Source organism: Devosia sp. CAU 1758 (assembly GCF_054482695.1).
The window spans coordinates 533,791-557,381 of the sequence record NZ_JBTLRJ010000001.1; the positions used below are offsets into that span (position 1 = coordinate 533,791).

Here is a 23,591-nt window from a genome sequence, read left to right on the forward strand (position 1 = left end):
GGTCCGCGTGGGGGTCACTTGCCTTTTGCGCGCATTTCCCCCATATGGGGGCTACGTCGCGGCAGAATGACCGTCGATGGACTTCTCTCCTTACTCATGCGGTGAGCGGCGAAGTCGACCCGGAGACCTGAAAGTGGTCCGGGTTTGAGCCAGCACCCGCGCGATACATCCCGTTTCGCCCGATTGCACTTATCAAGACGCGCCAGCCGCTTTGCGGCGTGGCGCATGCGCGGTTTCGCGCAACAGGAAAGACAAACGTTTGACCGATTTCATTTCGCTCGGCCTGCCGACCCTTCTCACCGACAGCCTGACAGCCGGCGGCTTCACCGAGCCAACAAAGATCCAGTCCCAGGCCATCCCGAAGTTGCTTGAAGGCCGGGACATGATGGGCATTGCCCAGACCGGCTCTGGCAAGACGGCGGCCTTCGGCCTGCCGATCCTGGCTGGCCTGCTGACCCTGACCGGCCGTCCGCGGCCGATGACGACGCGCGCGCTGATCCTGGCGCCGACGCGTGAACTGGCCGTGCAGATCGAAGAGAACCTGCGCAAGTTCGCTGGCGGCAAGATGCGGCTCGATACCGTGCTCGTCCTGGGCGGGGTGTCGCGCTACCATCAGGTCCAGAAGATCGCCAAGGGTGTCGACGTGGTCGTTGCTACGCCGGGTCGCCTCAAGGACCTGCTCGACGACAACAAGATCCGCCTCAATGAAACGCGCTGGCTGGTGCTGGACGAGGCCGATCGCATGCTCGACATGGGCTTCATTGCCCCGGTGCGCGCCATTGCCAAGCAGATCGGCCTCAAGCGCCAGACCATGCTGTTCTCGGCGACCATGGCGGCAGAGGTCGAGGATCTGGCCAAGACGCTGCTGAAGGACCCGATCAAGGTCGAGGCAGCGCCGCAGGGCTCCACCGTGGTCAAGATCGACCAGCGGGTGATCCTTTCCGGCTCCAAGGCCAAGCGCGGCGTGCTCAACGACCTGCTCGCCGACGAGAAGGAAGGCATGGAGCGGGTCATCGTCTTTGCCCGCACCAAGCATGGCGCCGACCGCGTCGCCAAGAACCTGGAAATCGACGGTCATGACGCGGCCGCCATCCATGGCAACAAGAGCCAGAATGCCCGCCAGGCGGCTCTGAAGGGTTTCTCCTCGGGCAATGTGCGCATTCTTGTCGCCACCGATATCGCGGCGCGCGGCATCGATGTGCAAGGCATCACCCATGTGGTGAACTATGACCTGCCGGACGATCCGGAAAACTATGTGCACCGTATCGGCCGCACTGGTCGCAATGGCGCCTCGGGCATTGCCATCACCCTGTGTGATGGTACCGAGCGCAGCAAGCTGCGCGATGTGGAGCGGCTGATCCGCCGCACGCTGCCGGTTTCGGGTGATCTCAACATGGTCGAGGAAGCCAGTGCTCCCCGCCAGCCCCGCAACAATGCCGGCCGTCCCGGCCAGCGTGGCGCTCGCAATCCCAAGGCGGAGGCCGTGCGCCGTCCCGCCGGGCCGCGCCGTCCGTTCGCCGAGTTTGCCAAGGAAATGGGTGGCAAGGGGGCCGCCATTGCCGATGGCGAGACCCGCAAGAGCGGCCAAGTCAAGCATGTGCGCCGTGACCCCGAGACCGGCAAGCCCATCGGCAACAAGCCGGCTGGCGCCAAGAGCGGCAAGCCGCGCTGGAACAAGGGCCAGCGCGAAGCGGGCCGCGCCCGTCGCGCCAGCGCCTGAATCAGCAAAATAGGCTAGAAGAATGGGCGGCCCTTGGGTCGCCCATTCTGTTTTGGAGATTACGCCATGACCAGCATTGCCATTGTTGGACCGGGCGCCATCGGGGGTACGCTCGCTGCCTGGCTGTCGCAGGATCCGCGTTTCAACATTTCCGTCTGCGCCCGTACGCCCCTCACTGACCTCGTGGTGGAAACGCCGCAGGGCACGATCCGCGCAACCCCGACGGTGTTTACAGATCCATCGCAGGCCGGACCGGTCGATTGGGTGATGGTCGCCACCAAGACCTATAGCGTCGATTCGACCGGGCCCTGGCTTGAACGGTTAGTCGGCCCCGGGACGCGGGTGGCGATCATCCAGAACGGGGTCGAGCATGTGCGGCTGTTCGAGCACCTGGTCCTCGTCGCGCGTCTCGTGCCGGTGATGATCAACCTGCCGGCGGCGCGGACCGCGCCGGGCCGGATCGTGCAGAGCCGCGATGGCATTATCTCGGTGCCGGCAGGCCGTGATGGCGAGGACTTTGCGGCCCTGTTCGGCAATACGGCCATTGAGGCAAAGGCAGACGCCGATTTCCTGTCCCAGGTCTGGATCAAGCTTTGCGGCAATTGCGCGTCTATCGTGCCGGCGCTGACGCTGCGGGCGACGGGGCCGGTCTGGAATGCCGAACTTGAGGCCATCGTTCGGGGACTAGCGGAAGAATGCGCCGCAGTCGGTCGCGCAGAAGGTGCCGAGGTTCCGCACAGCGTGGTGGAGAGCACGATTGCCAATATGCGCAACATGCAGGAAGGCGCGGTTGGTGGCTCCATTCATGCCGACCGGCTGGCCGGCAATCCGATGGAAATCGACGCTCGCAATGGCGTCATTGTCAGGCTGGGCGAAAAGCACCGCATCACCACGCCGGTCAACCGCATGCTCGTCACCCTGTTGGGCGCTGCCGGTAGCCCATGGATGAAACCTCAGGCCACCGAGGCGAGGTAGAGAAAATCACGGGTGGCGCTGGATTTTTCCGCCGCTTCCGGGGACAGTCGATCCAGGAAGCTGAGGGCCCAGTCGTCGACATTGTGCTTGCGGGCAGCTTCCATCAGCGCCTGCCAGCGTTGCTTGCGCTCGTCGAGATCCATGTCGAGCGCCATGCGCAGGGCTTCGGCCGTCTCGTCGGTGTCGAATGGATTGACCAGGAGCGCCTCGGGAAAAATCTCGGCGGCGCCGGCAAAGCGGGATAGCACCAAAACGCCGGGGTCCTCGGGGTTCTGTGAACCGACATATTCATGGGCCACCAGGTTCATGCCATCGCGCAGCGGCGTGACGAGACCCACCCGAGCGAGGCGATAGAGACCGGCCAGGCTGGGCTGGCCATAGGCGCGCTTCACATAGGTGAGGGGCTGCCAATCCGGCTCGGCAAAATGGCCCATGACGCGACCGCAGATTGCGTCGAGCGTGTCGCTGGTCTCCTGATATTCCTTGATTGTATCGCGCGACGGCGGCGCGACCTGTAACAGATGCACCGAGCGGCGCAGGCGCGCATTGTTCGCGAGCAGCTTTTCATAGGCTTCCACCCGCTGCGGCAGGCCCTTGGAATAGTCGAGCCGGTCAACGCCCAGGATCAAGCGCTGATCGCCCATGGCGCGCTTCATGCGATGCACCATCTTGGTGCCCGCCGAACTGACCGACATCCGGGCGAAGGCGTCGGGGTCCGAGCCGATGGGAAAGGCCTCGACTTCGGTGCGGCTGAAGTCGATGGCCTGTACCTTATGACCGCCAAAGGTGGAGGGGGCCTGGTGCTCGGCAAACTCGGCGAAGGCCGACACGTCGCGTTTCGCCTGCATGCCCACCAGGTCATAGCGCGAGAGATCGCGCATCAGTTCCTCATGGTGCGGGATGGCGTAAAGCGCGTCCGCGGTGGGGAAGGGGATGTGCAGGTAAAAGCCGATGCGGTTGCGGGCACCGAGCTGGCGCAGTTCGGAGGCCAGCGGGATCAGGTGGTAATCGTGGACCCACACCACATCGTCGGGCTTGAGCAATGGCAGCAGCGCCTTGGCAAACTGCTGGTTCACCCGGCGATACCCCTCATACCAATGGCTCTCGATGGTCGCGAGGTCGAGCCGAAGGTGGAAGCTGGGCCAGAGAATGGAATTGGAAAACCCCGCATAATAGGCGTGGTGGTCATCGCGGGTGAGGTCGATCTGGGCGATCCTCATGCCGTCGATATCCTCGAAACGCGCCTGTTTTGCGGGCTCGTCGGTGAGCTTGCCCGACCAGCCGAACCAGAAGCCCTCGCGTTCACTCAGCACCTTGCGCAGCGCCACGGCAAGCCCACCAGCGGCGGGACCCTTGCCGGGCGTGCGGTTCGATACAATGACGATGCGGCTCATGTGACTGGTGCCCCCGTGGCTGGTTCAACGTGCAACAAGCCGGCGGTCCGGCTCGCCTGGAAATCAGTGGGCGGTTGTATCCGCCAGGATCGGCTCTTCATCCGTCAGAGCATTGGATGCCTGTGGTCGCGCAGACATTTCGGCCAGACCCTGCAAAAGAGCATGGACCGAGGCGACGTCGGCGATGCGCATGCGGGCAATGGTCTCGCCCGACCCGAGCTTGATGCCGATGCCTCCCAATTCCTGGGCGACGCGGAAGCCGTCCTCGTCAGTGGTGTCGTCGCCGATGAAGATCGGTGTGCGGCCGGCAAAAGGTTCTTCCTGCATGAAGGCACGGAGCGCGCTGCCCTTGTCGAAGCCGGCCGGTCGCGCCTCAATGACCATCTTTCCGGGCACCAGGGTGAATTCGGGTTGGTCGGCAATGGCGGCCTGCATCGCGAGGAGGCATTCCTCCTCGAGCTCGGGCGCCTGACGAAAGTGCAGCGCGACGGCGCCATCCTTTGGTTCGAGAATCAGGTCCGGGTGTTCGGCCAGTAAGGGCGCAATGGCAGTGGCAATGGCTTGGGCAGACTGGCTGATGGTTTCATCGAGCTCCAGCATGCTGCCGTCGGCGCGGCGGCGCTGGGCGCCGTGGGCTCCGGCGACGGGCAGATGAAGCGGGGAGAGAAACCTGTCGATGTCGGCAATCTCGCGACCGGTAATGACGGCGAAGGCATGGTCAAAATCGCGTACGGCGACCTCCAGCTGGCCGGTCAGCTCGGTGGGTACTTCGACGGCATCGGGCGTTTCGGCGATCTCGACGAGCGTGCCGTCGAAATCGGTGAAAATGGCGAGCAACGGTGCCGCGCCGCCGGAATGTGCTGTCGGTTCTGACATGGCTGCCCCTTTGGTTGCATTGGTGGTCACTGCTTGCAACGCGGAGGAGTGCAAAAAGTTCGCACCACATGGCTGGTATGCGCCAGACGGCATTTATGAACGCTGGGTTAATGGGTCATTTGGCCGGAGTTCAAACCGGAATGAATAAAAGGAGGCAAGGCGGACGGGGCAAAGCTCCGGCACCAGCCAGCGTCAAGATGAGGCCTCTTCAGATCATGTCCCAGTTATTGCTCACCGCATTGTTCGCCCTGTCGATCAGTTTCCTGACCTTTGCGGCATCGTTTGCCGAGGCGCCCCGCAGCGAGATAGCCCCGGCCATCACTTCCACGAGCCACTAAGCCAGAGGAATGCCCCTGGTGCCCTTGTCTTTCTGGTAGCGTTCCGACAGCTCGCCATAGAGCGCGTTGAGGTCATCGACGCGCGCCAGCAGGCTTTCGCGATTGCTGCGGTCGAGTCCGGCAATCATGTCCTGGATGCCGTGGCTGACCCAGAAATCATTGCGCCGGTTATAGAGGTCACGTTCGGGCGAGACCGCGCCCGTTTCGGGATCGGGCACGGCATAGACGGATTTGAGGATCTGGATGTCATAAGGGATGGCGAAACTGTCGCGGCTGTCCTCGTGGCTGAACAGATAGTAGAAATTGTCAAAGCCCGACCAGGTGATGCCAGACAGGCACAGCGAGCACGGCTCGTGCGTCGCCAGAAACAGACAGTCCCTTGTGGCCGGACGCTGGTCCTCGGGCAATTCGAAGAAGCGCTTGATGGCGTGCATCTCACCATGCCAGAGCGGATTTTCCACCTCGTTATTGGTTTCGGCGATCACGACCGATAGGTCGGACTTGCGCAGGACGGCGGCGCCGAACAGTTTGTTGCCACGCTGTACCCCCTTTGCTGTAACAGGGGCGATGTCCCGCTCGATGACATCGAGAAGGCGTGAAATCAGTGCGGCCGTTTCCAAACGAGACTACTCCGTGCCAATCAGTCCGATGAGCGGGACGCCCGCCGCGTCGCGCAGGCGCAAGCCATGTTCATCGCGTTCATAGGATGCCACGGCGGCGAGCGCAGCGAAATAGCCGGCTTCCTGCCCCATCGTCACGGCGTCGCAGGCCATCCGCGTGGCGGCTGCCGGGCCAAAGGTGATGGTGCTGCCTTCGATGCTGGTCTCGGTGAAGTAGTTGTTGCAGCCGCCAAAGCCGCCGGCGCGATGATCGGGGGCGATGGACAGCGTCAGCGGGCGATCGCCACTCACCGGCCGGCCGCCGATGCTGGTGACGGTCCAGACAATGTCCACAAGATCGGCTTGAAATATGGGTGCCTCGGGCGGTGGATCGGGCAGCGGGCCAGGCTTTGGGTCTGGTGGCGGGGGGACGAAATTGACGACAATGTCCGGAACGTGCCCGGACCTGGGCGCTACCGGCACGGGAACAGGATTGTAGAATAGTACGGCGCCAGCGCTGCTGATTTCTGCCACCAGGCCATAGGCGGTGTCGGCTTCGAGAGTGTTTCGGACGTTGAGAGAAAAAGCCAGTGGCACCTGTCCCCTGGCGGGGATGCTGGCGCTGGCGCCGATAATGGGCGCTGCATTGTCCAGCTCGATCAGCGTGACACGCAACCAGGCATCGGGCGGAAGGGTGATGCGCTCGCGATAGGTCACATTGCCATTGAGCGTGATGGTTCCGGCCCAGGCTGGTGTGAGCATCAGCAGCTGTACCGCCAGGGCGCGCAAGACTGTGCGCGTTTGCATGTTCGCCTCCATCCCTTCCGAGACAAGACTACTCCAGGCGCATATTGGTTGCGAGACAGCTGAGATATTAAGGTTAGGTCCGCTGTGCGGGTGCCTCGATCAGCCATGGTGTCTCGAAGTGGTGTTCTTCGAGATTATTGCCCTCGCCGCCCCGGTCGACCACCAGATAGTCGCTCTCGCGCTCCAGTGGCGTCAGCACGCCGTGCCAGGTGTTCATGGCGATATTGACGCCCTGGCCCGGGGCAGGGCGGAAGGCGCGCAGGCGCTCCGGCATGCCGCCCTCGTCCTCGGCCACAATGACCAGCCAGGGTGCGTCCGAGAGCGGATAGAAGGCCTGGCTGCCCAGCGGGTGGCGTTCCACCAGCTTGAGCGCGAGTGGCAGCGCATAGGGCTGTCCGTGAAAAATGGAGATGAGCGGGCGCGGATGTACACCGCCCAGTTCGACCCGCGCCAGGTCGTGGTAGCGCTCGGTCATGCCGGCATTGATGGGATAGTGGTGGGCGCCGTCCCGCTCGATCACCTGCCCGAACGGAGCGAAGGCGTCGGCTGTCAAGGGCTCAACGATAATGGAACGGGCGTGGGTCATGGCTCAGAACGGTAATTTGGCGTGCCGGTTGACGTCCTTATAGAGGAGGTAGCGGAAGCGCTCGGGGCCCGCATAGCAGGCCTGGGGACAGAAGGCGCGCAGCCACATGAAGTCGCCGGCCTCGACCTCGACCCAGTCGCGATTGAGCCGATAGACCGCCTTGCCCTCGAGCACATAGAGACCATGCTCCATGACATGGGTTTCCTCGAAGGGAATGACGGCGCCCGGTTCGAGTGTGACGATATTGACGTGCATGTCGTGGCGGACATCGGCGGGATCGACAAAGCGGGTGGTGCCCCAGCTGTTGTTGGTGCCCGGCATCCAGATGATGGGTTCGTCCTGCTCGTTGGCGACGAAGGGCGCAGGAGTCTCGATGCCGTCCACTGCGTCATAGCGCTTGCGTACCCAATGGAAACGCACCGGGTCGGTGGACTTGTTTACCAGGCTCCAGGCGCATCCCGGTGGCAGGAAGGCATAGCCGCCCTCCTTGAGGAGATGGGTCTTGCCCTCCAGTGTCAGGGTTATCTGGCCCGAGGCCACGAAGAGCACGCCTTCGGCTTCCGAGTTTTCTTCCGGATGCTCGCTGCCGCCGCCGGGGAAGACTTCGACGATATATTGCGAAAAAGTCTCGGCAAAGCCGCTCAGCGGGCGAGCGATGATCCACGCCCGGCTCTCTCGCCAATGCGGCAGATAGGAAGTGACGATATCCCGCATCACGCCGTGGGGGATCAAGGCGTATGCCTCGGTGAAGGTGGCGCGGCCGGTATGGAGAGCCATCTGGCCCGGCAGGCCGGCGGGGGGAGAGGCGTAGGTAGAGGCCATGAATCGCTTCACATGATGTCGCTTCGGACTGACTCTAAAGACTTCAGGGAGATGACGCCATGGGGTGGAGCCCTCAGGCGTCAATACTCTGCTTAAGCCGGCTCAGCATGGCAGCGGCATAGGTTGCATAGGGACCAATCCAGCGTTCGTGAATGGCGTGGACGGGCAGGGCGTCGAGATGGTTCCAGCGCTCGCGGCCGCGCTTCTCCGCCACCACCAGCCCGGCCTCTTCCAAGACGCCCAGATGCTGCATGACCGTGCAGCGGTCGAGCTCGCGGAACAGGTCGCAGAGCATGCCGGTGGTGCGGGACTCGGTCTTGAGGTGATCGAGAATGCGCCGCCTTACGCGGTGGCCGAGCGCCTTGAAAATCAGGTCATCTGCGTCGTCATTTGACATGTTATAGAATTATAACATAATATGCCCTCAGTCAAGCTGAGGAGCTCTGCAATGGCGTATGAATTCACGGTCAGGGGCCGCATTTCGCGCCCAGTGCATGAGGTGTTTGAAGCGGTGGCCGACCCCAGGGAATTGTCGGCCTATTTCACCACGGGCGGGGCCAAGGGGCGGCTGGAGACGGGCGCGACGGTCACCTGGGATTTCCATGACTTTCCTGGCGCCTTCCCGGTGCAGGTGGTCGAAGTCGTGCCGGACGAAAAGATTGTCTTGACCTGGGATGCACCGCCCGATGACGATCCGGCTGGCAATTACCAGACCATTGTGACCATGGGCTTCGAGGCGCTGGAGGACGGGCGGACGCTGGTGTCCATTCATGAAGCGGGCTGGCGCGATAACGAGGCGGGCCAGAAGGCCTCTTATGGTAATTGCGAGGGCTGGACGGGCATGCTCTGCGCCATGCGCGTGTGGGTCGAGCATGGCATCAACCTGCGCGAGGGGTTCTACAAGTAGGGGCCGGTTAAGGTTACGCAATCTTCAACATTTGGCGCTATGGTCGAAGGATCATGCGTCAAGTATTGTTGAGTATCGGCGTTTCACCGCACCATTGGGTGCAGCACAACCTGCCCTGGCTGGCCGTGCTGGCGCTGGTCTTCGGGTTTGATCGCGACGACGTCGGGGCACCGGAACAGCGCCTCGACGACTGATCGACCTGATCAGGGCAATACGGCCTTCAGCCGCAGCAGCGCGATCCGTTCCACCTGAGCGCAAGCGGTTGCAAATTCCTCTTCCGCCGAACTGGCAATGCGCCGCTCGAAATTCTCAAGGATCGACGCCTTGTCGTGGTCGCGCACGGCGATGATGAAGGGGAAGCCGAATTTTTCGACATAGGCATTGTTGAGCGCGGTGAACGTGTCCCGTTCGTCATCGGTCAGGGCATCGAGGCCTGCCGACGCCTGTTCGGAGGTGGAATCGGCGGTCAGGCGCTTTGCGGCGGCAAGCTTGCCGGCGAGGTCCGGATGGGCACGGAGGACAGCTAGTCGTTCTTCGGTCGTGGCCATGCGGAACTGGGTCCTCAGAGCGAAGTGGAGGCCAATGGCCGTGTCATTGGCCGGTGCCAACTCGCTCTCCCAGGCGCGCTCGGCGATCCAGGGGGAATGCTCGAAGATCGAGCCATAGCGGTCGACGAAGGTCGCATTGTCGAGCTGGCTGGGGACGACCTCCGGCGCAATATAGGGGTGTTCGGCGGCCCAATGCTCGGCAATGGCGAGGCGGGTGGGGATCCAGACCTTGTCGAAGCCCTTGATGTAGTCCACGAATTTCCTCAGGCCCTGATAGCGTCCGGGCTGGCCGACCAGCCGGCAATGCAGGCCCAGCGACATCATCTTGGGCGCGCCTGCCTGGCCCTCGGCATAGAGGCAGTCAAAGCTGTCCTTGAGGAACTGGAAATACTCTTCGCCATTGTCGAAGCCCGGTCCGGTGACGAAGCGCATGTCATTGGTCGAGAGCGAGTAGGGAATGATGAGCTGCGGCTTCCCGCCGATGACTTTCCAATAGGGCAGGTCGTCGTCATAGGTGTCCGAAATATAGGCAAAGCCGCCATGGTCGGCGACCAGGTCGACGGTGTTGAGGCTGGACCGTCCGGTATACCAGCCTTTGGGCCGTGATCCGGTGGCGATGGTGTGCAGCCGGATCGCCTCGGCGATCTGCGCGGCTTCCTCGGCGGGCGGCATGTCCTTGTGCTGCACCCATTTGAGGCCATGGCTGGCAATTTCCCAGCCCGCCTCCTGCATGGCGGCCAACTGGGCCGGGGCGCGCATCAGCGCGGTGGCGACGCCATAGACGGTGACAGGCAGTTCGGCCTCGGTGAACAGGCGATGCAGGCGCCAGAATCCGGCGCGGGCGCCATATTCATACATGCTCTCGACATTGGCGTGGCGCTGGCCGGGCCAGGGCGCGGTCCCCAGCACGTCGACCAGGAAGGCCTCCGAGGCGGCATCGCCATGCAGGATATTGTTCTCCCCGCCCTCCTCGTAATTGAGCACGAACTGCACCGCCACATGGGCGCCGCCGGGCCAGTTGGCATGAGGCGGGGTCTGGCCGTGGCCGTGCATGTCGCGGGGGTATCGGTTCATATCGGGTCTCTGAAACGTCAAGCAGAAGACTCGATGGTAATCAGAAGCCAAGGTGGGGCGCTAGGTGTCGAACGCAGTTCTGGATGACCCGAGGCCATGCCTCAACTGTCGGGACTGCCTTGACTGGCCCTCGGGTCGAGCCCGAGGGCGGCATCGCATATTGGGCGGACTTGGGCCCTATCCTTGAGCCCCCACAACCTCTTCCAGCTTCTCCAGGAATTGCTTCCACCCGGCATGGGCGCCGCCATAGGCCTGCTTCTGCTCGGGGCGGAAGCCGGCCTGCTCGACCCGCAGATGCGTGCCGCTGGCCGTGGGGGTCAGCGTATAGGTGACGACGCTCTTGAGACCGAAAGCCGGATCATCATTATCGAAGTCCCAGGAATAGGACAGGGACCGTTCGGGCTCGATGGCCAGCACTTCGCAATCCAGTACGCCGCCCCATTCGCCGCGCAGCTTGAACTTGTGGCCCACGACTGGGCTGAAATCATTGTTCATCAGCCATTCGGAGATGAGGTGCGACTGGGTCAGCGCCTTCCAGATCTTGGCGGCCGGTTGAGCAATTTCGCGCTCGACGACGACGGCGCGGGTCTGGGTGGCGGTGGTCATGGCGAAAATTCCTACTTCTTCGCTTTTTTGGTGGCCGCGTCGCCATTGGCGATGGCCGCGGCCTTGATCAAGCCCTTGAAGGCGGCCTCGTCGATGGCTCCGCCTTCGAAAAAATCGATGGCGCGGCGGACATTGCCTTCCATGCTCGAGTTGAACAGATGATCGGGATCGTCCAGCGAGGCGCCCTTCGGGAAGGTGGTTTTCACCGCCGTCTTGTAGACCTCGCCGGTGCAGATGAGGCCATCATGCGACCAGACCGGCTTGCCCCATTTCCACTCCTCGACCACGTCGGGTAGCGCCTCATGGATAAGCCTGCGGATTTCGGCGAGTTTCTCTCCGCGCCAATCGGGCAGGGCAGCGATGCGCTGGTCGATCAATTCCGTCGGGGAGGCGCCGGTCGCCAGGCCCTCGGCGCTGTTCTTGGAAAAATTCATGGCTGGCCTTTCACATTTTCTCGCCGGGCAGCTGGCTCGCCTGCTTGATCCAGTCGGCGAACTGATCCTCGTCGATCGTGTCGCCTTCATAGATGTCGAGATAGCGCACCTTGGGCTGCTTGGAAGTGCCCGGAGGCGGTGGATCGAGCTCTGCACCATCGTGAAAGGCGACTTTCACGTATTTGCTCAGGCAGTGATAGCCGACAAAGTAGACGTCCTGCTCCAAGCCGTAAAAGGGGGTGTTCCACTTCACCGCCTTCTGGATGCCAGGAACAGTCTTTTCGATAATGGCGTCCAACTTCTTGCCCACATCGCTCTGCCAACCCGGCATGGCGGCGATATAACGCTGCACCACTTCGTCCCCGTAGCCCTTGGCGATCTGAGGATTGCCGCCGCTGAGGCGGACAATGCCATCGGGGCCAGGCTTGAGTGGCGGCCGTTTAGCCTTGCCCTCAGGCACGGTTCACCCCGGCCCGGCGACGGCCAAGATAGTGGTGGAAGAACATGAAGAGGCCCGAGAACATCAGCAGGAACAGCGGCAACAGCGGCGAGTAGGTCACGAGCGGCGGAACGCTGGCCTGGCCCATGAAGCCAATGGCAACGAAATTGGCGATGACCGTCAGGGTGAAGACTATCGATGTCCAGCGGTGGAACGGGCGGATCCAGTTCATTGGTCTATCCTTGTGAGCAAATTTTCGAGGGCGTCGAGCCGCGCTTCCCAGAAGCCGGTCATTTCCCTGGTCCAGTCGAGAAGTGGCGCCAGGGCTTCGACCCTGGCGGTGTAATGGGTTTGCCGGCCGGCATGCCGATCCTGGACCAGCCCGGCCTGCTTGAGCACGGCCAGATGCTTGGACACGGTCGGCTGGGCCACGCCGGCTATGCTGGTCAGCGTGCCCACGGTCTGTTCGCCCTGCCGGCAGAGCTGCTCGAAAATGGCGCGCCGCGTCGGGTCGGCAAGGGACCGGAACAGGGCGTCGGATGTTTCATTCATGGCAATGCATTCATCTTTGGCTATGGATTGAACCTATAGCCGAAGAGCTATGAATGTCAACGGGGTCCGGTGCCTAGATGGCGCCCGGCAGGCTGAGGCTTTCGAAATAGGCCTTGGCATGTTCATAGAAGATGGCCGGCGCCAGGTGCAGGGCGCTACCTGAGCGCACCAGGATGCCGAAGCGATTGGTGGGCAATCCGCCATCGTGGAGGGGCCGGAAGACCAGCCGGCCATCCGCGATTTCGTTCTGCGCGCCGATAGGGGTCATGATCGAGGCATAGTGGCCGCCCAGCGCCAGTTCCACCAGCAGGCGGATGGAATTGACCTCCACCAGCGGCGGGGTGATGCTGGCCGAAGATTTTAGGAAAGGCTCGATTACCTCGCGGATGGAGATTTCAGGCTTGGCCACGGCCAGCGGGTGTTCGAGGCATTGTGCCATGGTCAGATTGGAGACAGCGGCCAGAGGATGGTCGGGCGCCATGACCGCGCCGATAGACACATCGCGGCGAAAGGCAATGTCCACTTGGCGCGGCGGCTTGGCGATGAAGCCGAACCCGATGTCGATGCGCTCGTCCACCAGCCGCTCGACCACTTCGGAGGACGGGATGATCGAGACGTCGAGCGTGAGGCGCGGATAGCGCATGCCGAAATCGGTGATGAGCCTGGGGAGGAAGGACAGCCCGACACTCTCTGCAGCGGCGATACGCACCGACCCGGCACGCACCCCGCGCAGCAATTCGATTTCCGACACGGCCGCCTCCATGGGTGCAACCAGGCGGCGGGAATGGCGAAAGAGGATTTCACCGGCCGGTGAAAGGCGCAACCGGCGCTTTTCACGCAGGAACAAGGCAATGCCCAAGGCGTCTTCGAGTTGTGCGACCTGTCTCGTAACTGCAGACGAGGCAACGTTGAGCCGCCGCGCCGCTTCGCGGATGGACAAATGGGTGGCTACCGCGTTGAAATATAGCAAGGACGGCTGGTGGAAGACCCGGGCCAACAGATTGGCAGAGAGGGCGTGCTCGCGCGGGCGATCAAGCGGGATGCGGGGTTCCATAGGGCGATCCTCTGCTGCCATATCGGCATCATACTGCTCCCAATTTGAGAGTATCAAGAGCAATAGCGCGTGCTAAGGTGCTGCTCTGGGGAACGAGAATGGAGCAGCAAGCATGGCCGGCGGAGCCCTCACCACCCATGTTCTCGACACTATGCACGGCACGCCGGCGCGAGGGATGCGGCTGGAGCTGCATTATGTGCATGGCGATCACACCCACCACTTGTCCGACAGCTATACCAATGCCGATGGACGGGTTGATGCCCCCTTGCTGAGCGACGAATTTCAGCACGGCGAATATGAAATCCGCTTCCATGTGGGCCAGTATTTCGAGCGCATCGGAGCCGGGCCGGAAACGCCCTTTCTCGACGTGGTGCCGATCCGCTTCACCATTTCCGAGGACAAGCACTATCACGTGCCACTCCTGGTCAGCCCCTTCGCCTATTCGACCTATCGGGGGAGTTGAGCCATGGTCGAGGTCTCCAACGCCATCCGCTTCCTCCTCAATGGCGAGGAGATCACTCTTACCGATGTGGCGCCGGACCTGACCCTGCTCGATTGGCTGCGGCTCGACCGACGCCTGCGCGGCTCCAAGGAAGGCTGCGCCGAGGGCGATTGCGGCGCCTGCACTGTGCTGGTCGGGCGGTTGATGGGTGACGAGATCATCTACGACTCGGTCACCGCCTGCATCCGTTTCGTGGGGAGCCTGCACGGCACCCATGTGGTCACCATCGAACATCTGCGCGGCGAAAACAGCAATCTGCACCCGGTGCAGCAGGCCATGGTTGATCACCATGGCAGCCAATGCGGCTTCTGCACGCCGGGCTTTGTCATGAGCCTTTATGGTCTCTGGATGCGCAATCCCGATCCATCGCGCGCTGCCATCGAAAAGGCCTTGCAGGGCAATCTCTGCCGATGCACTGGATATGCCCCGATCATCCGTGCCGGCGAGGCCATGGGCAACTATGGTCAGCCGCAAGGCGATCCGCTGTGGGCCGAGCGCATCGCGGTCCGCGACCGGATCATGGCGATCCATGATGGGCGCCGGGTGGAAGTCGGCCAGGGCGACGCGAAGATCATCATTCCCGCTTCGCTCGATGACTTTGCCGCCGTCTATGAGGCCAATCCGGAGGCGCGGATTGTTGCCGGGTCGACCGATGTGGGCCTTTGGGTCACCAAGTTCATGCGCGCCATTGGCCCGGTGATCTTCATCGGCCATTTGCAGGAACTGAAACGCATCGCCGAAAACGCCAGCGAAGTGCGTTTCTATGCTGGCGTCTCATACTCCGAAGCCATTCCAGTGATCGCCGCCACCTTCCCGCAACTCGGCGAGTTCTGGGATCGGATTGCCGGCGAGCAAATCCGCAATATGGGCACGATTGGCGGCAATATCGCCAATGGCTCGCCCATCGGCGACACGCCACCGCCCTTTATCGCGCTCGGAGCAAAGTTGCATCTGCGCCGGGGCGAGCATCGTCGCGAAATCAAGCTCGAAGACTATTTCCTCGCCTATGGCAAACAGGACCGCCAGCAGGGTGAGTTCGTCGAGAGCGTCACCATTCCGCTGCTGCCGGCGGGCGAGAAATTTGCCACCTACAAAATTTCCAAGCGGCGCGAGGAAGATATTTCGGCGCTTTGTGGCGCGTTCCGCGTCTTCGTCAACGATGCCGGGACTTTGGGCATGGTGCGGATCGCCTTCGGTGGCATGGCGGCCACGCCCAAGCGGGCCAGGGCGGTGGAGGCGGCGCTGATCGGCAAGCCCTGGACAATGGAAACCATCGAAGCGGCCATCCCCGCCTTGGCCGAGGATTTTCAGCCCATCAGCGACATGCGCGCCTCCGCCGAATACCGGCTGCTGGCCGCGCAAAACCTGCTCAAGCGGTTTTACCTCGAAAGCCAGGGCGAAGGCGTACGTCTCAAGCGGGCGGTGGCGTGATGAACAAGCACTCCACCCCCATTTCCCTCGCCACGCTCCACACCAATACCCGCCACGACAGCGGCCCCAAGCATGTCACCGGCACGGCAGAATATATCGACGACATGATCGAGCCGGTCGGCACGATGCATGCCTATCTGGGGCTGTCGACCAGGCCGCATGCCGAGATCGTGTCGATGAATCTTGATGCAGTGCGCAAGGCGCCGGGCGTCATTGGCGTGCTGACCGCCGAGGACATACCGGGCGAGAACGACGTTTCGCCCAGCCACAAGCATGACGAGCCGATCTTTGCGGAGGGCAAGGTGCAGTTCTGGGGTCAGCCAATATTCGCGGTCATCGGGGAAACGCGCGATGCCGCTCGGCGGGCGGCGCATCTGGCAAAGATCGAATATCGGGATCTGGATTTCATCTCTGATGTCCGGGCCGCCCAGCAGGCAGGCGGCAAGTTGGTCACCGAACCGCTGAAGCTGGAAAGGGGTGAAGTCGATGCCGGCCTTGCCGCCGCGCCACGCCGGGCCAGGGGCGCCATCACCATTGGCGGACAGGATCATTTCTACCTTGAAGGGCAGATCGCCTTTGCCGTTCCGGGGGAAGACGAGGACGTCGTCGTCCATTCCTCCACCCAACATCCGAGCGAAGTGCAACTCATGGTCGCCCAGGTGCTGGGCATCCGGCACAATGCTGTCACCGTCAATGTGCGGCGCATGGGCGGCGGCTTTGGCGGCAAGGAAACCCAGGGCAATCTCTTTGCGGCGGTCGCTGCCGTGGCGGCCAAGAAGTGGAACCGCGCCTGCAAGATCCGTCCTGACCGCGACGACGACATGCAGGCCACCGGCAAGCGCCACGACTTCGTGGTCGATTATGATGTCGGCTATGACGAGAGCGGGAAGATCGTCGCCGTGGACGCCGTCTATGGCGCGCGCGGCGGTTTTTCGTCCGATCTCACCGGGCCGGTCAGCGACCGGGCACTGTTCCATGCCGACAATGCCTATTGGTATCCAGCGGTGCGCGTCCGGTCCGAGCCGCTCTATACCAACACCGTTTCAAACACGGCCTTTCGCGGCTTTGGCGGCCCTCAGGGCATGATGGCGGCGGAGCGTTGGGTGGAAGACATCGCCTATGCGCTGGGCAAGGACCCGCTCGATATCCGCAAGGCCAATTTCTACGGCACCGACACGAACAATGTGACGCCCTACCACCAGACCGTGGAGGACAATATCGTCCATCGCGTGGTGGATGAGCTGGAAGCCAGTTCGGACTACCAGTCGCGGCGCCAGGCGATCCTCGATTTCAACCGGTCCAACCCGGTGCTGAAAAAGGGCATTGCCCTGACGCCGGTAAAGTTTGGCATCTCCTTCACCGCCACCTGGTACAATCAGGCCGGGGCACTGGTACATGTCTACAAGGATGGTTCGATCCATCTCAGCCATGGCGGCACCGAGATGGGGCAGGGGCTCTATATCAAGGTCGCGCAGGTCGTCGCCGACGCCTTCGGGGTCAATCTCGATACGGTCAAGATCATGGCGACCTCGACCGGCAAGGTGCCCAATACCTCGGCCACGGCGGCGTCTTCGGGCTCCGATCTCAACGGCATGGCGGCGTTCAATGCCTGCGCCGAGATCAAGGCGCGGCTCGCCACTCATGCGGCGCAGCTCTATCAATGCGATGAGGGCGAAGTCGAGTGGGTGCAGGGCGGCATCAAGGCCGGCGAGAAGATCGTGCCTTTCGCCGAGCTGGCGGCCTCGGCCTATCTCAACCGGGTGCAGCTCTCCGCTGCGGGCTTCTACAAGACCCCGAAAATCCACTGGGACCGGGCAACCGGACGCGGGCATCCCTTCTACTATTTCGCCTATGGCGCCTCGGTCAGCGAAGTGACTATCGACACCCTGACCGGCGAGTACCTGGTCGACCGCGTCGACATCCTCCACGATGTGGGCAAGTCGCTGAATCCGGCCATCGATATCGGCCAGGTGGAAGGCGGCTTCATCCAGGGCATGGGCTGGCTCACGACCGAAGAGCTGGTGTGGGATGCCAAGGGGCAGTTGCGGACCCACGCGCCCTCCACCTACAAGATCCCGCTCGCCTCAGATGTGCCGCCCGTCTTCAAGGTCAAGCTGGCCGAATGGTCGGAGAACCGCGAGCCGACCATTGGCCGCTCCAAGGCCGTGGGTGAGCCACCCCTCATGCTGGCTATGAGCGTCGTCGAGGCGCTGGGCATGGCGGTGGCGAGCGTGGCCGGTTACGCCGTCGCCCCGCAGCTTGATACGCCGGTGACGCCCGAGCGGGTGCTGATGGGGGTCGAAAGAATGAGGGCGTCCATCCCATGACCTCCTCCTCCGCACTCGAGGTTTTCTTCGCTGCCAATCCCGACGCGATTGCCTGCGAACTGACTTCGGTGCGGGGGTCGTCGCCGCGTGAGCAGGGGACGTTCATGATCGTAGGCCAGGAGGTCATCTTCGGCACGATCGGGGGCGGCGCGCTCGAATATATGGTCATCGACCACGCCCGGCGCCTCATTGCCGAAGGCCGTGCCGAAGCCGCCATGGATGTGCCGCTTGGCCCGGAAATCGGCCAATGCTGCGGCGGGCGGGTCGGGGTCAGCCTGCGCTACGCGGATGCGGATACAAGGCGGGAATTGCTGGGGCGGACCATGGCCGAGGACGCTTCGGCGGCCCATGTCTACATCTTCGGTGCAGGCCATGTCGGGCGGGTTCTGGCGCAAATTCTCGTGCTGTTGCCAGTCAGGGTCGAGGTTATCGACACCCGACAGGAGGAGTTGGACATGCTTCCCCCCGGCATTGCGCATCGACGCGTCGCCATGCCCGAGGCGGTGGTGCGCACGGCTCCGAGGGGTAGCGCCTATGTCATCCTCACACATGATCATGCGCTCGATTTTCTCATTGCAAATGAAGCGCTTGCCCGTACGGACAGCCCTTATGTCGGCATGGTTGGGTCCAGGACCAAGCGGGCAAAATTCACCAGCTGGTTCCTGGAACAGGGTGGTGACCGCGCCGCACTTGACCGGCTTGTACTGCCTATTGGTGCGCAAGGGATTGGGGATAAACGCCCTTCGGTGATTGCGGCACTGGCGGCTGCTGAAGTTATGGTCCAGATTGGGAAACGGGAAGTTTTGATCGGGCAGATGCCCACCCCCAGTAAAGAGGGGGTGGCGAGTGGAATCTGATATGCCCAATCGGCTCGAATTGAGCGGCATCACCAAGCAGTTTCCCGGCGTTCTCGCCAATGACAACGTATCCTTTGCCGTCAAGCCGGGTGAAATCCACGCCCTTCTGGGCGAGAATGGTGCGGGCAAGTCCACCCTGGTCAAAATGATTTACGGCATCATGGCGCCAGATGCCGGCGAAATGCGATGGAATGGCGAAACGGTGGTGGTACCCAATCCCAAGGCCGCCCGAAAGCTGGGCATCGGCATGGTGTTCCAGCATTTCTCGTTGTTTGAAGCCCTCACTGTGTTCGAGAACATCGCCCTGGGCATGGATGCGAAGATACCCTCGCGAGAACTTGAGCAACGCATTCGCACCGTCATGCAGACCTATGGCTTGCTGCTCGATCCGCACCGCACAGTGGCCACGCTGTCGGTAGGGGAGCGGCAACGCATCGAAATCGTGCGCGCCCTGCTGCTCGAGCCGCAACTCCTGATCATGGATGAGCCCACCTCGGTGCTGACGCCGCAGGAGGTGGAGCAGCTGTTCACCGTGCTGCGCAAGCTTGCCTCGGAAGGCTGCTCGATCCTCTACATTTCCCACAAGCTGCATGAGATCAAGGCGCTGTGCGATACTGCGACGATCCTGCGCGGCGGTAAGCTGGTCGATACCTGTGATCCCAAGGCGGAAACCAGCCGCTCCATGGCCGAGAAGATGATCGGCACCAATCTCAAGGACATCGTCAAACCGGCCGGGCGCCGTATTGGCGAACCCAAGCTGGTGGTGGACGGGTTGCGCACCAAAAAGACCGGGCATTTCGATGTGCCCGTCGATGGGGTGACCTTTACCGTGCGGGCCGGCGAGATCCTTGGCATTGCTGGGGTGGCCGGCAATGGGCAGAATGCCTTGCTCGATGCGCTGTCGGGTGAAATCAAGGGCGAGGAGCGCGACGCCATCACCATTGATGGTCTGGGCATCGGGTTGATGGAGACCACTGAGCGGCGTCGATATGGGCTTTGCGCTGTGCCCGAGGAACGCAATGGCCATGCTGCCGTGGGCGATTTCAGTCTTTCAGACAATTCCGTACTGACCGCCCGCGACCGGTTGGGCATGGTGGTGTTGGGGCTGATCAATTCGGGCGCCGCCAAAACCTATACGGGGCGGGTCATTGCCGAATTCGCCGTCAAGACGCTGGGGCCAGCTTCGACGGCCGGATCCTTGTCGGGCGGAAACCTCCAGAAATACATCATGGGCCGGGAAATCCTGCAAAAGCCCACGGTTCTGGTGGTCAGCCAGCCGACATGGGGCGTCGACGCAGGGGCGGCAGCAGCCATTCACCAGGCCTTGGTGGACCTGGCGGCGGCCGGCTCGGCGATTGTCGTCATCAGCCAGGACCTTGATGAATTGCGGGCGCTTTCCGATACGTTGGCGGTCATCAATATGGGCCGGCTGAGCGAGGCCCGGCCGGTTGCGGATTTTAGCGTGGAGGAAATCGGCCTGTTGATGGGTGGCGTGCACGGCAAGGAGGCAGCGGCGTGATGCAGTTTCGTCTTGAAAAGCGCCGCGAGCCCTCGCGGGTCATGCTCTATACTACCCCGGTCGCGGCGGTCGTCCTGACCATGGTGATGGGCGCCATCATTTTCTCAGCGATTGGCTATGACGGCATTGGGGCGGTGCGCGAAATCTTCTTCACGCCGCTGACCAATTCGTTCAAGTGGCAGGACCTGGGGGTCAAAGCCGCGCCGCTGATCATCATCGGGGTGGGCTTGTCGATTTCCTATCGCGCCAATGTGTGGAATATCGGCGCCGAGGGGCAATACATCGTGGGTGGGCTGGCCGCGACCTGGGTGGCGCTCGCGACCCATGGCATGGGCGGCTGGTGGACGCTGCCGCTGATGATGCTGGCGGGCGTTGCGGGTGGCGCGGCTTATGCCGCCATTCCGGCACTGCTGCGCACGCGCCTCAACGTCAATGAAATCCTGACCTCGCTGATGCTTACCTATGCCTCGGTGCAACTGATCTATTATCTGGTCCGCGCGCCCTGGAAGGATCCGATGGGCATGGGCTTCCCGCAGACGCGGCGCTTTGCCAGCGAAGCGCTGCTGCCCAATATCTTCCCGGGCACCATCGTCCATGCTGGCGTGCCCATTGCCATCATCGTGGCGCTGATCGCCTGGTTCATCATGTCGCGCTCGGTATTCGGGTATCGCATGCGGGTGGTGGGCGCGGCCCCGCACGCGGCCCGCTATGGCGGGTTTTCCGAAACAAAGACCATCTGGCTGGCGCTGCTGGTCAGCGGGGGACTGGCTGGCTTTGCGGGTGCGCTTGAAGTGTCCGGGCCGTTCCAGCGCATGGTCCCCGGCTTTCCGACTAATTACGGCTTTACCGCCATCATCGTTGCCTTTCTCGGGCGGCTCAATCCGCTGGGCGTGATCTTTGCCGGTATCGTCATGGCCATCACTTTTGTGGGGGGCGAAGTGGCGCAGACCACTATCGGGCTTTCAAGTTCGGCAACCGGCGTGTTCCAGGCGATGATGCTGTTCTTCCTGCTCGCCGGCGACATCCTGGTGCGCTACCGCATCAGGCGGGTCGCCCCACAGGGGGAGGCCCGCGCATGACGATTGAACTCGTCATTGCTATCATCGTCACCGTTGTGGGCGCCTCGACCCCAATCCTGATTGCCGCTCTCGGCGAACTAGTGGTCGAGAAGTCCGGCGTGCTCAATCTGGGCGTCGAAGGGATGATGCTGGTGGGTGCGATCACCGCCTTCGTCGTGCTGTTCACCACCGGCAACCACTATCTCGCCATTCTGCTGGCCGCCGCCGCCGGGGTGGCGACGTCGCTGATCTTCGGCTTCCTGACATTGAGCCTTTCGGCCAACCAGACGGCCACCGGTCTGGCACTGACCATTTTCGGAACGGGATTTTCTGCATTGGCGGGGCAGGGCTATTCCGCCCGGCCGGTGACCCTGCTAGGCCCAATGTTTCCGGCCGAGCTGGCGACGCATCCCATCTGGCGCGTGCTGTTCGGCTATTCGGCGCTGGTGTATTTCTCCTTCGCCATGGTCGTTGCGGTGTGGTGGTTTCTCAAGAAATCCCGCGCCGGGCTGATCCTTCGAGCCGTCGGCGAGAACGACCTGTCGGCTCATTCGATCGGCTATTCGGTGGTCGGCGTGCGCTACATGGCGGTGATGTTCGGCGGTGCCATGGCGGGCATTGGCGGGGCCTGTTTCCCGCTGCTGCTGACCCCGCAATGGGCCGAGCGGATGACGGCCGGCCGCGGCTGGATTGCCGTGGCGCTGGTTGTGTTTGCATCATGGAAGCCGTTCCGGCTGCTGGCGGGCGCCTATCTCTTCGGCCTCGTCATGACCATGGAACTCTATGCCAAGGCCAGCGGCGGGCCGCTTTCGGTCATCCCCGCCGAACTCTGGGCCGCCATGCCCTATCTTGCCACCGTCGTGGTACTGGTGCTGATATCGCTGCGCCGCGACGCGTCCACCAATGCTCCGGCCTGCCTCGGCAAGCCGTTCTTGCCCAGCAATTGAGGCGGCGTGAAACGATCGTCCCAATTCACAACGAAGAGTCATTCAGGAGAAAGCCAATGACAATCAATCGTCGCACCATCCTCAAGACCGGCGTAACGGTCGCCATGCTGCCGCTGCTCGGTAGCGTCGCCCTTGCTCAGTCCGAGCCGCTCAAGGTCGGCTTCATTTACATCGGCACGATCAACGACAATGGCTGGAACTACGCGCATAACCAAGGGCGGCTCTATCTTGAAGAGCAATTGGGCGATGCGGTCGAGACCACCTATGTCGAGAACGTACCCGAAGGTCCGGATGCCGAGCGCGTGTTGCGCGAACTGGCGCAGTCGGGCCATGACCTGATCTTTGCAACCAGCTTCGGCTATGGCGACTATGTCATCAAGGTCGCCCAGCAGTTCCCGGACGTGAAGTTCGAGCATGCGACCGGCTACCAGCGTTCCGACAATGTTGCGACCTACAATGCTCGCTTCCATGAGGGCCGTGCCGTCGCCGGCACTGTTGCCGGCCATATGTCGGAAACCGGCAAGGGCGGCTACATCGGCTCCTTCCCGATCCCTGAGGTGGTGATGGGCATCAACGCCTTTACCCTTGCGGCCCGCCAGGTGAACCCTGACTTTACCATGACCCCGGTCTACATCTCGACCTGGAACGACCCGGCCAAGGAAGCCGACGCCGCCCGGGCGATGATTGATCAGGGTATCGACGTCATCACTCAGCACACGGACGGCCCCGCCGCACTGCAGGTTGCCGAGGAACGCGGCATCGTGGGCGGCTTCGGCCAGGGCGCCGACATGAGCGCCTTTGCCCCGCAGGCCCAGTTGACCTCGATCATCGACAATTGGGGTCCGCATTATGTCAAGACCGCGCAGGCGGTGATCGACGGCACCTGGGAAAGCAAGGACAGCTGGCCCGGCCTCAAGGAAGGCGAAGTGCAGATCGGGCCTTACGGACCCAAGGTTCCCGAAGACGTCAAGGCGGCTGCTGAAGCCGTACGTCAGGGTCAGATCGATGGCACGTTCAACATCTTCACCGGCCCGATCAACGACCATACCGGCGCCGAGCGCGTCCCGGCCGGCGTAACGCTCACCGATGCGGAATTGCTCAGCATGGACTGGTATGTCGAAGGCGTCATTCCGCCGGCCTGATTGGTTGGCCGATGCGATTTGAGAGGGGCGGGTTTTGGCCCGCCCTTTTTCTTCTTCCCTCGGGGAGAGGAACAGGG

27 protein-coding genes are annotated in these 23,591 nt (G+C 62.5%); 13 read left to right on the forward strand and 14 right to left on the reverse strand.

The features are described from left to right. Window positions 1–259: 259 nt before the first annotated feature. Both ACXYMS_RS02590 and ACXYMS_RS02595 read left to right on the forward strand, forming a co-directional pair. Window positions 260–1,720 (forward strand): DEAD/DEAH box helicase, encoded by a 1,461-nt coding sequence (locus ACXYMS_RS02590; protein ID WP_458903460.1) that lies wholly within the window; start codon window positions 260–262, stop codon window positions 1,718–1,720. A gap of 66 nt (window positions 1,721–1,786) precedes the next feature. Further along, window positions 1,787–2,695: a 2-dehydropantoate 2-reductase gene (locus ACXYMS_RS02595; protein WP_458903461.1), complete on the forward strand. Its 909-nt coding sequence runs from the start codon at window positions 1,787–1,789 to the stop codon at window positions 2,693–2,695. Here ACXYMS_RS02595 and ACXYMS_RS02600 read toward each other — a convergent pair. Further along, window positions 2,674–4,089 (reverse strand): alpha,alpha-trehalose-phosphate synthase (UDP-forming), encoded by a 1,416-nt coding sequence (locus ACXYMS_RS02600; RefSeq protein WP_458903462.1) that lies wholly within the window; start codon window positions 4,087–4,089, stop codon window positions 2,674–2,676. The two genes, ACXYMS_RS02595 and ACXYMS_RS02600, sit on opposite strands and share 22 nt — an antisense overlap. A 63-nt stretch (window positions 4,090–4,152) precedes the next feature. Beyond that, the gene (otsB, locus tag ACXYMS_RS02605; protein ID WP_458903463.1) at window positions 4,153–4,965 is read right to left on the reverse strand and encodes a trehalose-phosphatase; all 813 of its coding nucleotides are present in this window, start codon (window positions 4,963–4,965) and stop codon (window positions 4,153–4,155) included. A gap of 215 nt (window positions 4,966–5,180) precedes the next feature. Between otsB and ACXYMS_RS02610 the strand changes: the two genes are divergently transcribed. Beyond that, a complete protein-coding gene (locus ACXYMS_RS02610; protein ID WP_458903464.1) occupies window positions 5,181–5,303 on the forward strand; it encodes a hypothetical protein in 123 nt (40 codons plus the stop codon). Here ACXYMS_RS02610 and ACXYMS_RS02615 read toward each other — a convergent pair. The 5 genes from ACXYMS_RS02615 to ACXYMS_RS02635 form a co-directional block, all read right to left on the reverse strand. Further along, window positions 5,300–5,923: a nucleoside deaminase gene (locus ACXYMS_RS02615; protein ID WP_458903465.1), complete on the reverse strand. Its 624-nt coding sequence runs from the start codon at window positions 5,921–5,923 to the stop codon at window positions 5,300–5,302. The genes ACXYMS_RS02610 and ACXYMS_RS02615 overlap by 4 nt on opposite strands. Window positions 5,924–5,929: 6 nt before the next feature. Then, window positions 5,930–6,709 carry an META domain-containing protein gene (locus ACXYMS_RS02620; RefSeq protein WP_458903466.1) on the reverse strand — a complete coding sequence of 260 codons (780 nt, stop codon included), beginning with the start codon at window positions 6,707–6,709 and terminating at the stop codon, window positions 5,930–5,932. A 73-nt stretch (window positions 6,710–6,782) separates the two neighbouring features. Then, window positions 6,783–7,295, reverse strand: a complete 513-nt coding sequence (locus tag ACXYMS_RS02625) for an ureidoglycolate lyase (protein ID WP_458903467.1) — start codon at window positions 7,293–7,295, stop codon at window positions 6,783–6,785. Between the two features lie 3 nt (window positions 7,296–7,298). Further along, on the reverse strand, window positions 7,299–8,117 hold the full coding sequence (locus ACXYMS_RS02630; protein WP_458903468.1) for a bifunctional allantoicase/(S)-ureidoglycine aminohydrolase: 819 nt from the start codon (window positions 8,115–8,117) through the stop codon (window positions 7,299–7,301). 73 nt (window positions 8,118–8,190) lie between these two features. After that, window positions 8,191–8,514, reverse strand: a complete 324-nt coding sequence (locus ACXYMS_RS02635) for an ArsR/SmtB family transcription factor (RefSeq protein WP_458903469.1) — start codon at window positions 8,512–8,514, stop codon at window positions 8,191–8,193. 51 nt (window positions 8,515–8,565) lie between these two features. Between ACXYMS_RS02635 and ACXYMS_RS02640 the strand changes: the two genes are divergently transcribed. Together ACXYMS_RS02640 and ACXYMS_RS02645 are read left to right on the forward strand one after the other, a co-directional pair. Then, window positions 8,566–9,024, forward strand: coding sequence for an SRPBCC family protein (locus ACXYMS_RS02640; protein WP_458903470.1), 459 nt, complete (start codon window positions 8,566–8,568; stop codon window positions 9,022–9,024). Window positions 9,025–9,077: 53 nt separating this feature from the next. Next, the gene (locus ACXYMS_RS02645) at window positions 9,078–9,218 is read left to right on the forward strand and encodes a hypothetical protein (RefSeq protein WP_458903471.1); all 141 of its coding nucleotides are present in this window, start codon (window positions 9,078–9,080) and stop codon (window positions 9,216–9,218) included. A gap of 9 nt (window positions 9,219–9,227) precedes the next feature. Here the strand turns inward: ACXYMS_RS02645 and puuE are convergent, their stop codons facing one another. The 7 genes from puuE to ACXYMS_RS02680 all read right to left on the reverse strand — a co-directional run bounded on the left by puuE (window position 9,228) and on the right by ACXYMS_RS02680 (window position 13,731). Then, on the reverse strand, window positions 9,228–10,646 hold the full coding sequence (gene puuE / locus ACXYMS_RS02650; RefSeq protein ID WP_458903472.1) for an allantoinase PuuE: 1,419 nt from the start codon (window positions 10,644–10,646) through the stop codon (window positions 9,228–9,230). A 177-nt stretch (window positions 10,647–10,823) separates the two neighbouring features. Further along, window positions 10,824–11,252, reverse strand: a complete 429-nt coding sequence (locus ACXYMS_RS02655) for an SRPBCC family protein (RefSeq protein ID WP_458903473.1) — start codon at window positions 11,250–11,252, stop codon at window positions 10,824–10,826. Between the two features lie 11 nt (window positions 11,253–11,263). Then, a complete protein-coding gene (locus ACXYMS_RS02660; protein ID WP_458903474.1) occupies window positions 11,264–11,686 on the reverse strand; it encodes a DUF1801 domain-containing protein in 423 nt (140 codons plus the stop codon). 10 nt (window positions 11,687–11,696) lie between these two features. Further along, the gene (locus ACXYMS_RS02665) at window positions 11,697–12,146 is read right to left on the reverse strand and encodes a DUF1801 domain-containing protein (RefSeq protein ID WP_458903475.1); all 450 of its coding nucleotides are present in this window, start codon (window positions 12,144–12,146) and stop codon (window positions 11,697–11,699) included. Next, complete coding sequence (locus ACXYMS_RS02670) at window positions 12,139–12,357, reverse strand: hypothetical protein (protein ID WP_458903476.1); 219 nt, start codon at window positions 12,355–12,357, stop codon at window positions 12,139–12,141. Before ACXYMS_RS02670 ends, ACXYMS_RS02665 begins: the two co-directional genes overlap by 8 nt. Continuing rightward, on the reverse strand, window positions 12,354–12,677 hold the full coding sequence (locus ACXYMS_RS02675; protein WP_458903477.1) for an ArsR/SmtB family transcription factor: 324 nt from the start codon (window positions 12,675–12,677) through the stop codon (window positions 12,354–12,356). The genes ACXYMS_RS02670 and ACXYMS_RS02675 overlap by 4 nt, the downstream gene beginning before the upstream one ends. Before the next feature lie 73 nt (window positions 12,678–12,750). Beyond that, entirely contained in the window at window positions 12,751–13,731 is a 981-nt protein-coding gene (locus ACXYMS_RS02680; protein ID WP_458903478.1) for a LysR family transcriptional regulator, read from the reverse strand. A 112-nt stretch (window positions 13,732–13,843) separates the two neighbouring features. Between ACXYMS_RS02680 and uraH the strand changes: the two genes are divergently transcribed. From uraH to ACXYMS_RS02720, 8 genes are read left to right on the forward strand one after another with little or no spacing between them, the layout of a single operon-like run. After that, window positions 13,844–14,194 carry a hydroxyisourate hydrolase gene (gene uraH, locus ACXYMS_RS02685; RefSeq protein ID WP_458903479.1) on the forward strand — a complete coding sequence of 117 codons (351 nt, stop codon included), beginning with the start codon at window positions 13,844–13,846 and terminating at the stop codon, window positions 14,192–14,194. A gap of 3 nt (window positions 14,195–14,197) precedes the next feature. Then, window positions 14,198–15,664 (forward strand): xanthine dehydrogenase small subunit, encoded by a 1,467-nt coding sequence (gene xdhA, locus ACXYMS_RS02690; RefSeq protein WP_458903480.1) that lies wholly within the window; start codon window positions 14,198–14,200, stop codon window positions 15,662–15,664. Next, window positions 15,664–17,991, forward strand: coding sequence for a xanthine dehydrogenase molybdopterin binding subunit (xdhB, locus tag ACXYMS_RS02695; RefSeq protein ID WP_458903481.1), 2,328 nt, complete (start codon window positions 15,664–15,666; stop codon window positions 17,989–17,991). Before xdhA ends, xdhB begins: the two co-directional genes overlap by 1 nt. After that, complete coding sequence (gene xdhC / locus ACXYMS_RS02700) at window positions 17,988–18,848, forward strand: xanthine dehydrogenase accessory protein XdhC (RefSeq protein WP_458903482.1); 861 nt, start codon at window positions 17,988–17,990, stop codon at window positions 18,846–18,848. The genes xdhB and xdhC overlap by 4 nt, the downstream gene beginning before the upstream one ends. 1 nt (window position 18,849) lies before the next feature. Continuing rightward, window positions 18,850–20,367 carry an ABC transporter ATP-binding protein gene (locus tag ACXYMS_RS02705; RefSeq protein ID WP_458903483.1) on the forward strand — a complete coding sequence of 506 codons (1,518 nt, stop codon included), beginning with the start codon at window positions 18,850–18,852 and terminating at the stop codon, window positions 20,365–20,367. Further along, window positions 20,367–21,446 (forward strand): ABC transporter permease, encoded by a 1,080-nt coding sequence (locus tag ACXYMS_RS02710; protein WP_458903484.1) that lies wholly within the window; start codon window positions 20,367–20,369, stop codon window positions 21,444–21,446. The genes ACXYMS_RS02705 and ACXYMS_RS02710 overlap by 1 nt, the downstream gene beginning before the upstream one ends. Before the next feature lie 2 nt (window positions 21,447–21,448). Next, window positions 21,449–22,372: an ABC transporter permease gene (locus ACXYMS_RS02715; RefSeq protein ID WP_458904589.1), complete on the forward strand. Its 924-nt coding sequence runs from the start codon at window positions 21,449–21,451 to the stop codon at window positions 22,370–22,372. A 56-nt stretch (window positions 22,373–22,428) separates the two neighbouring features. Further along, window positions 22,429–23,514: a BMP family ABC transporter substrate-binding protein gene (locus tag ACXYMS_RS02720; RefSeq protein WP_458903485.1), complete on the forward strand. Its 1,086-nt coding sequence runs from the start codon at window positions 22,429–22,431 to the stop codon at window positions 23,512–23,514. The last annotated feature ends 77 nt before the right edge of the window (window positions 23,515–23,591 follow it).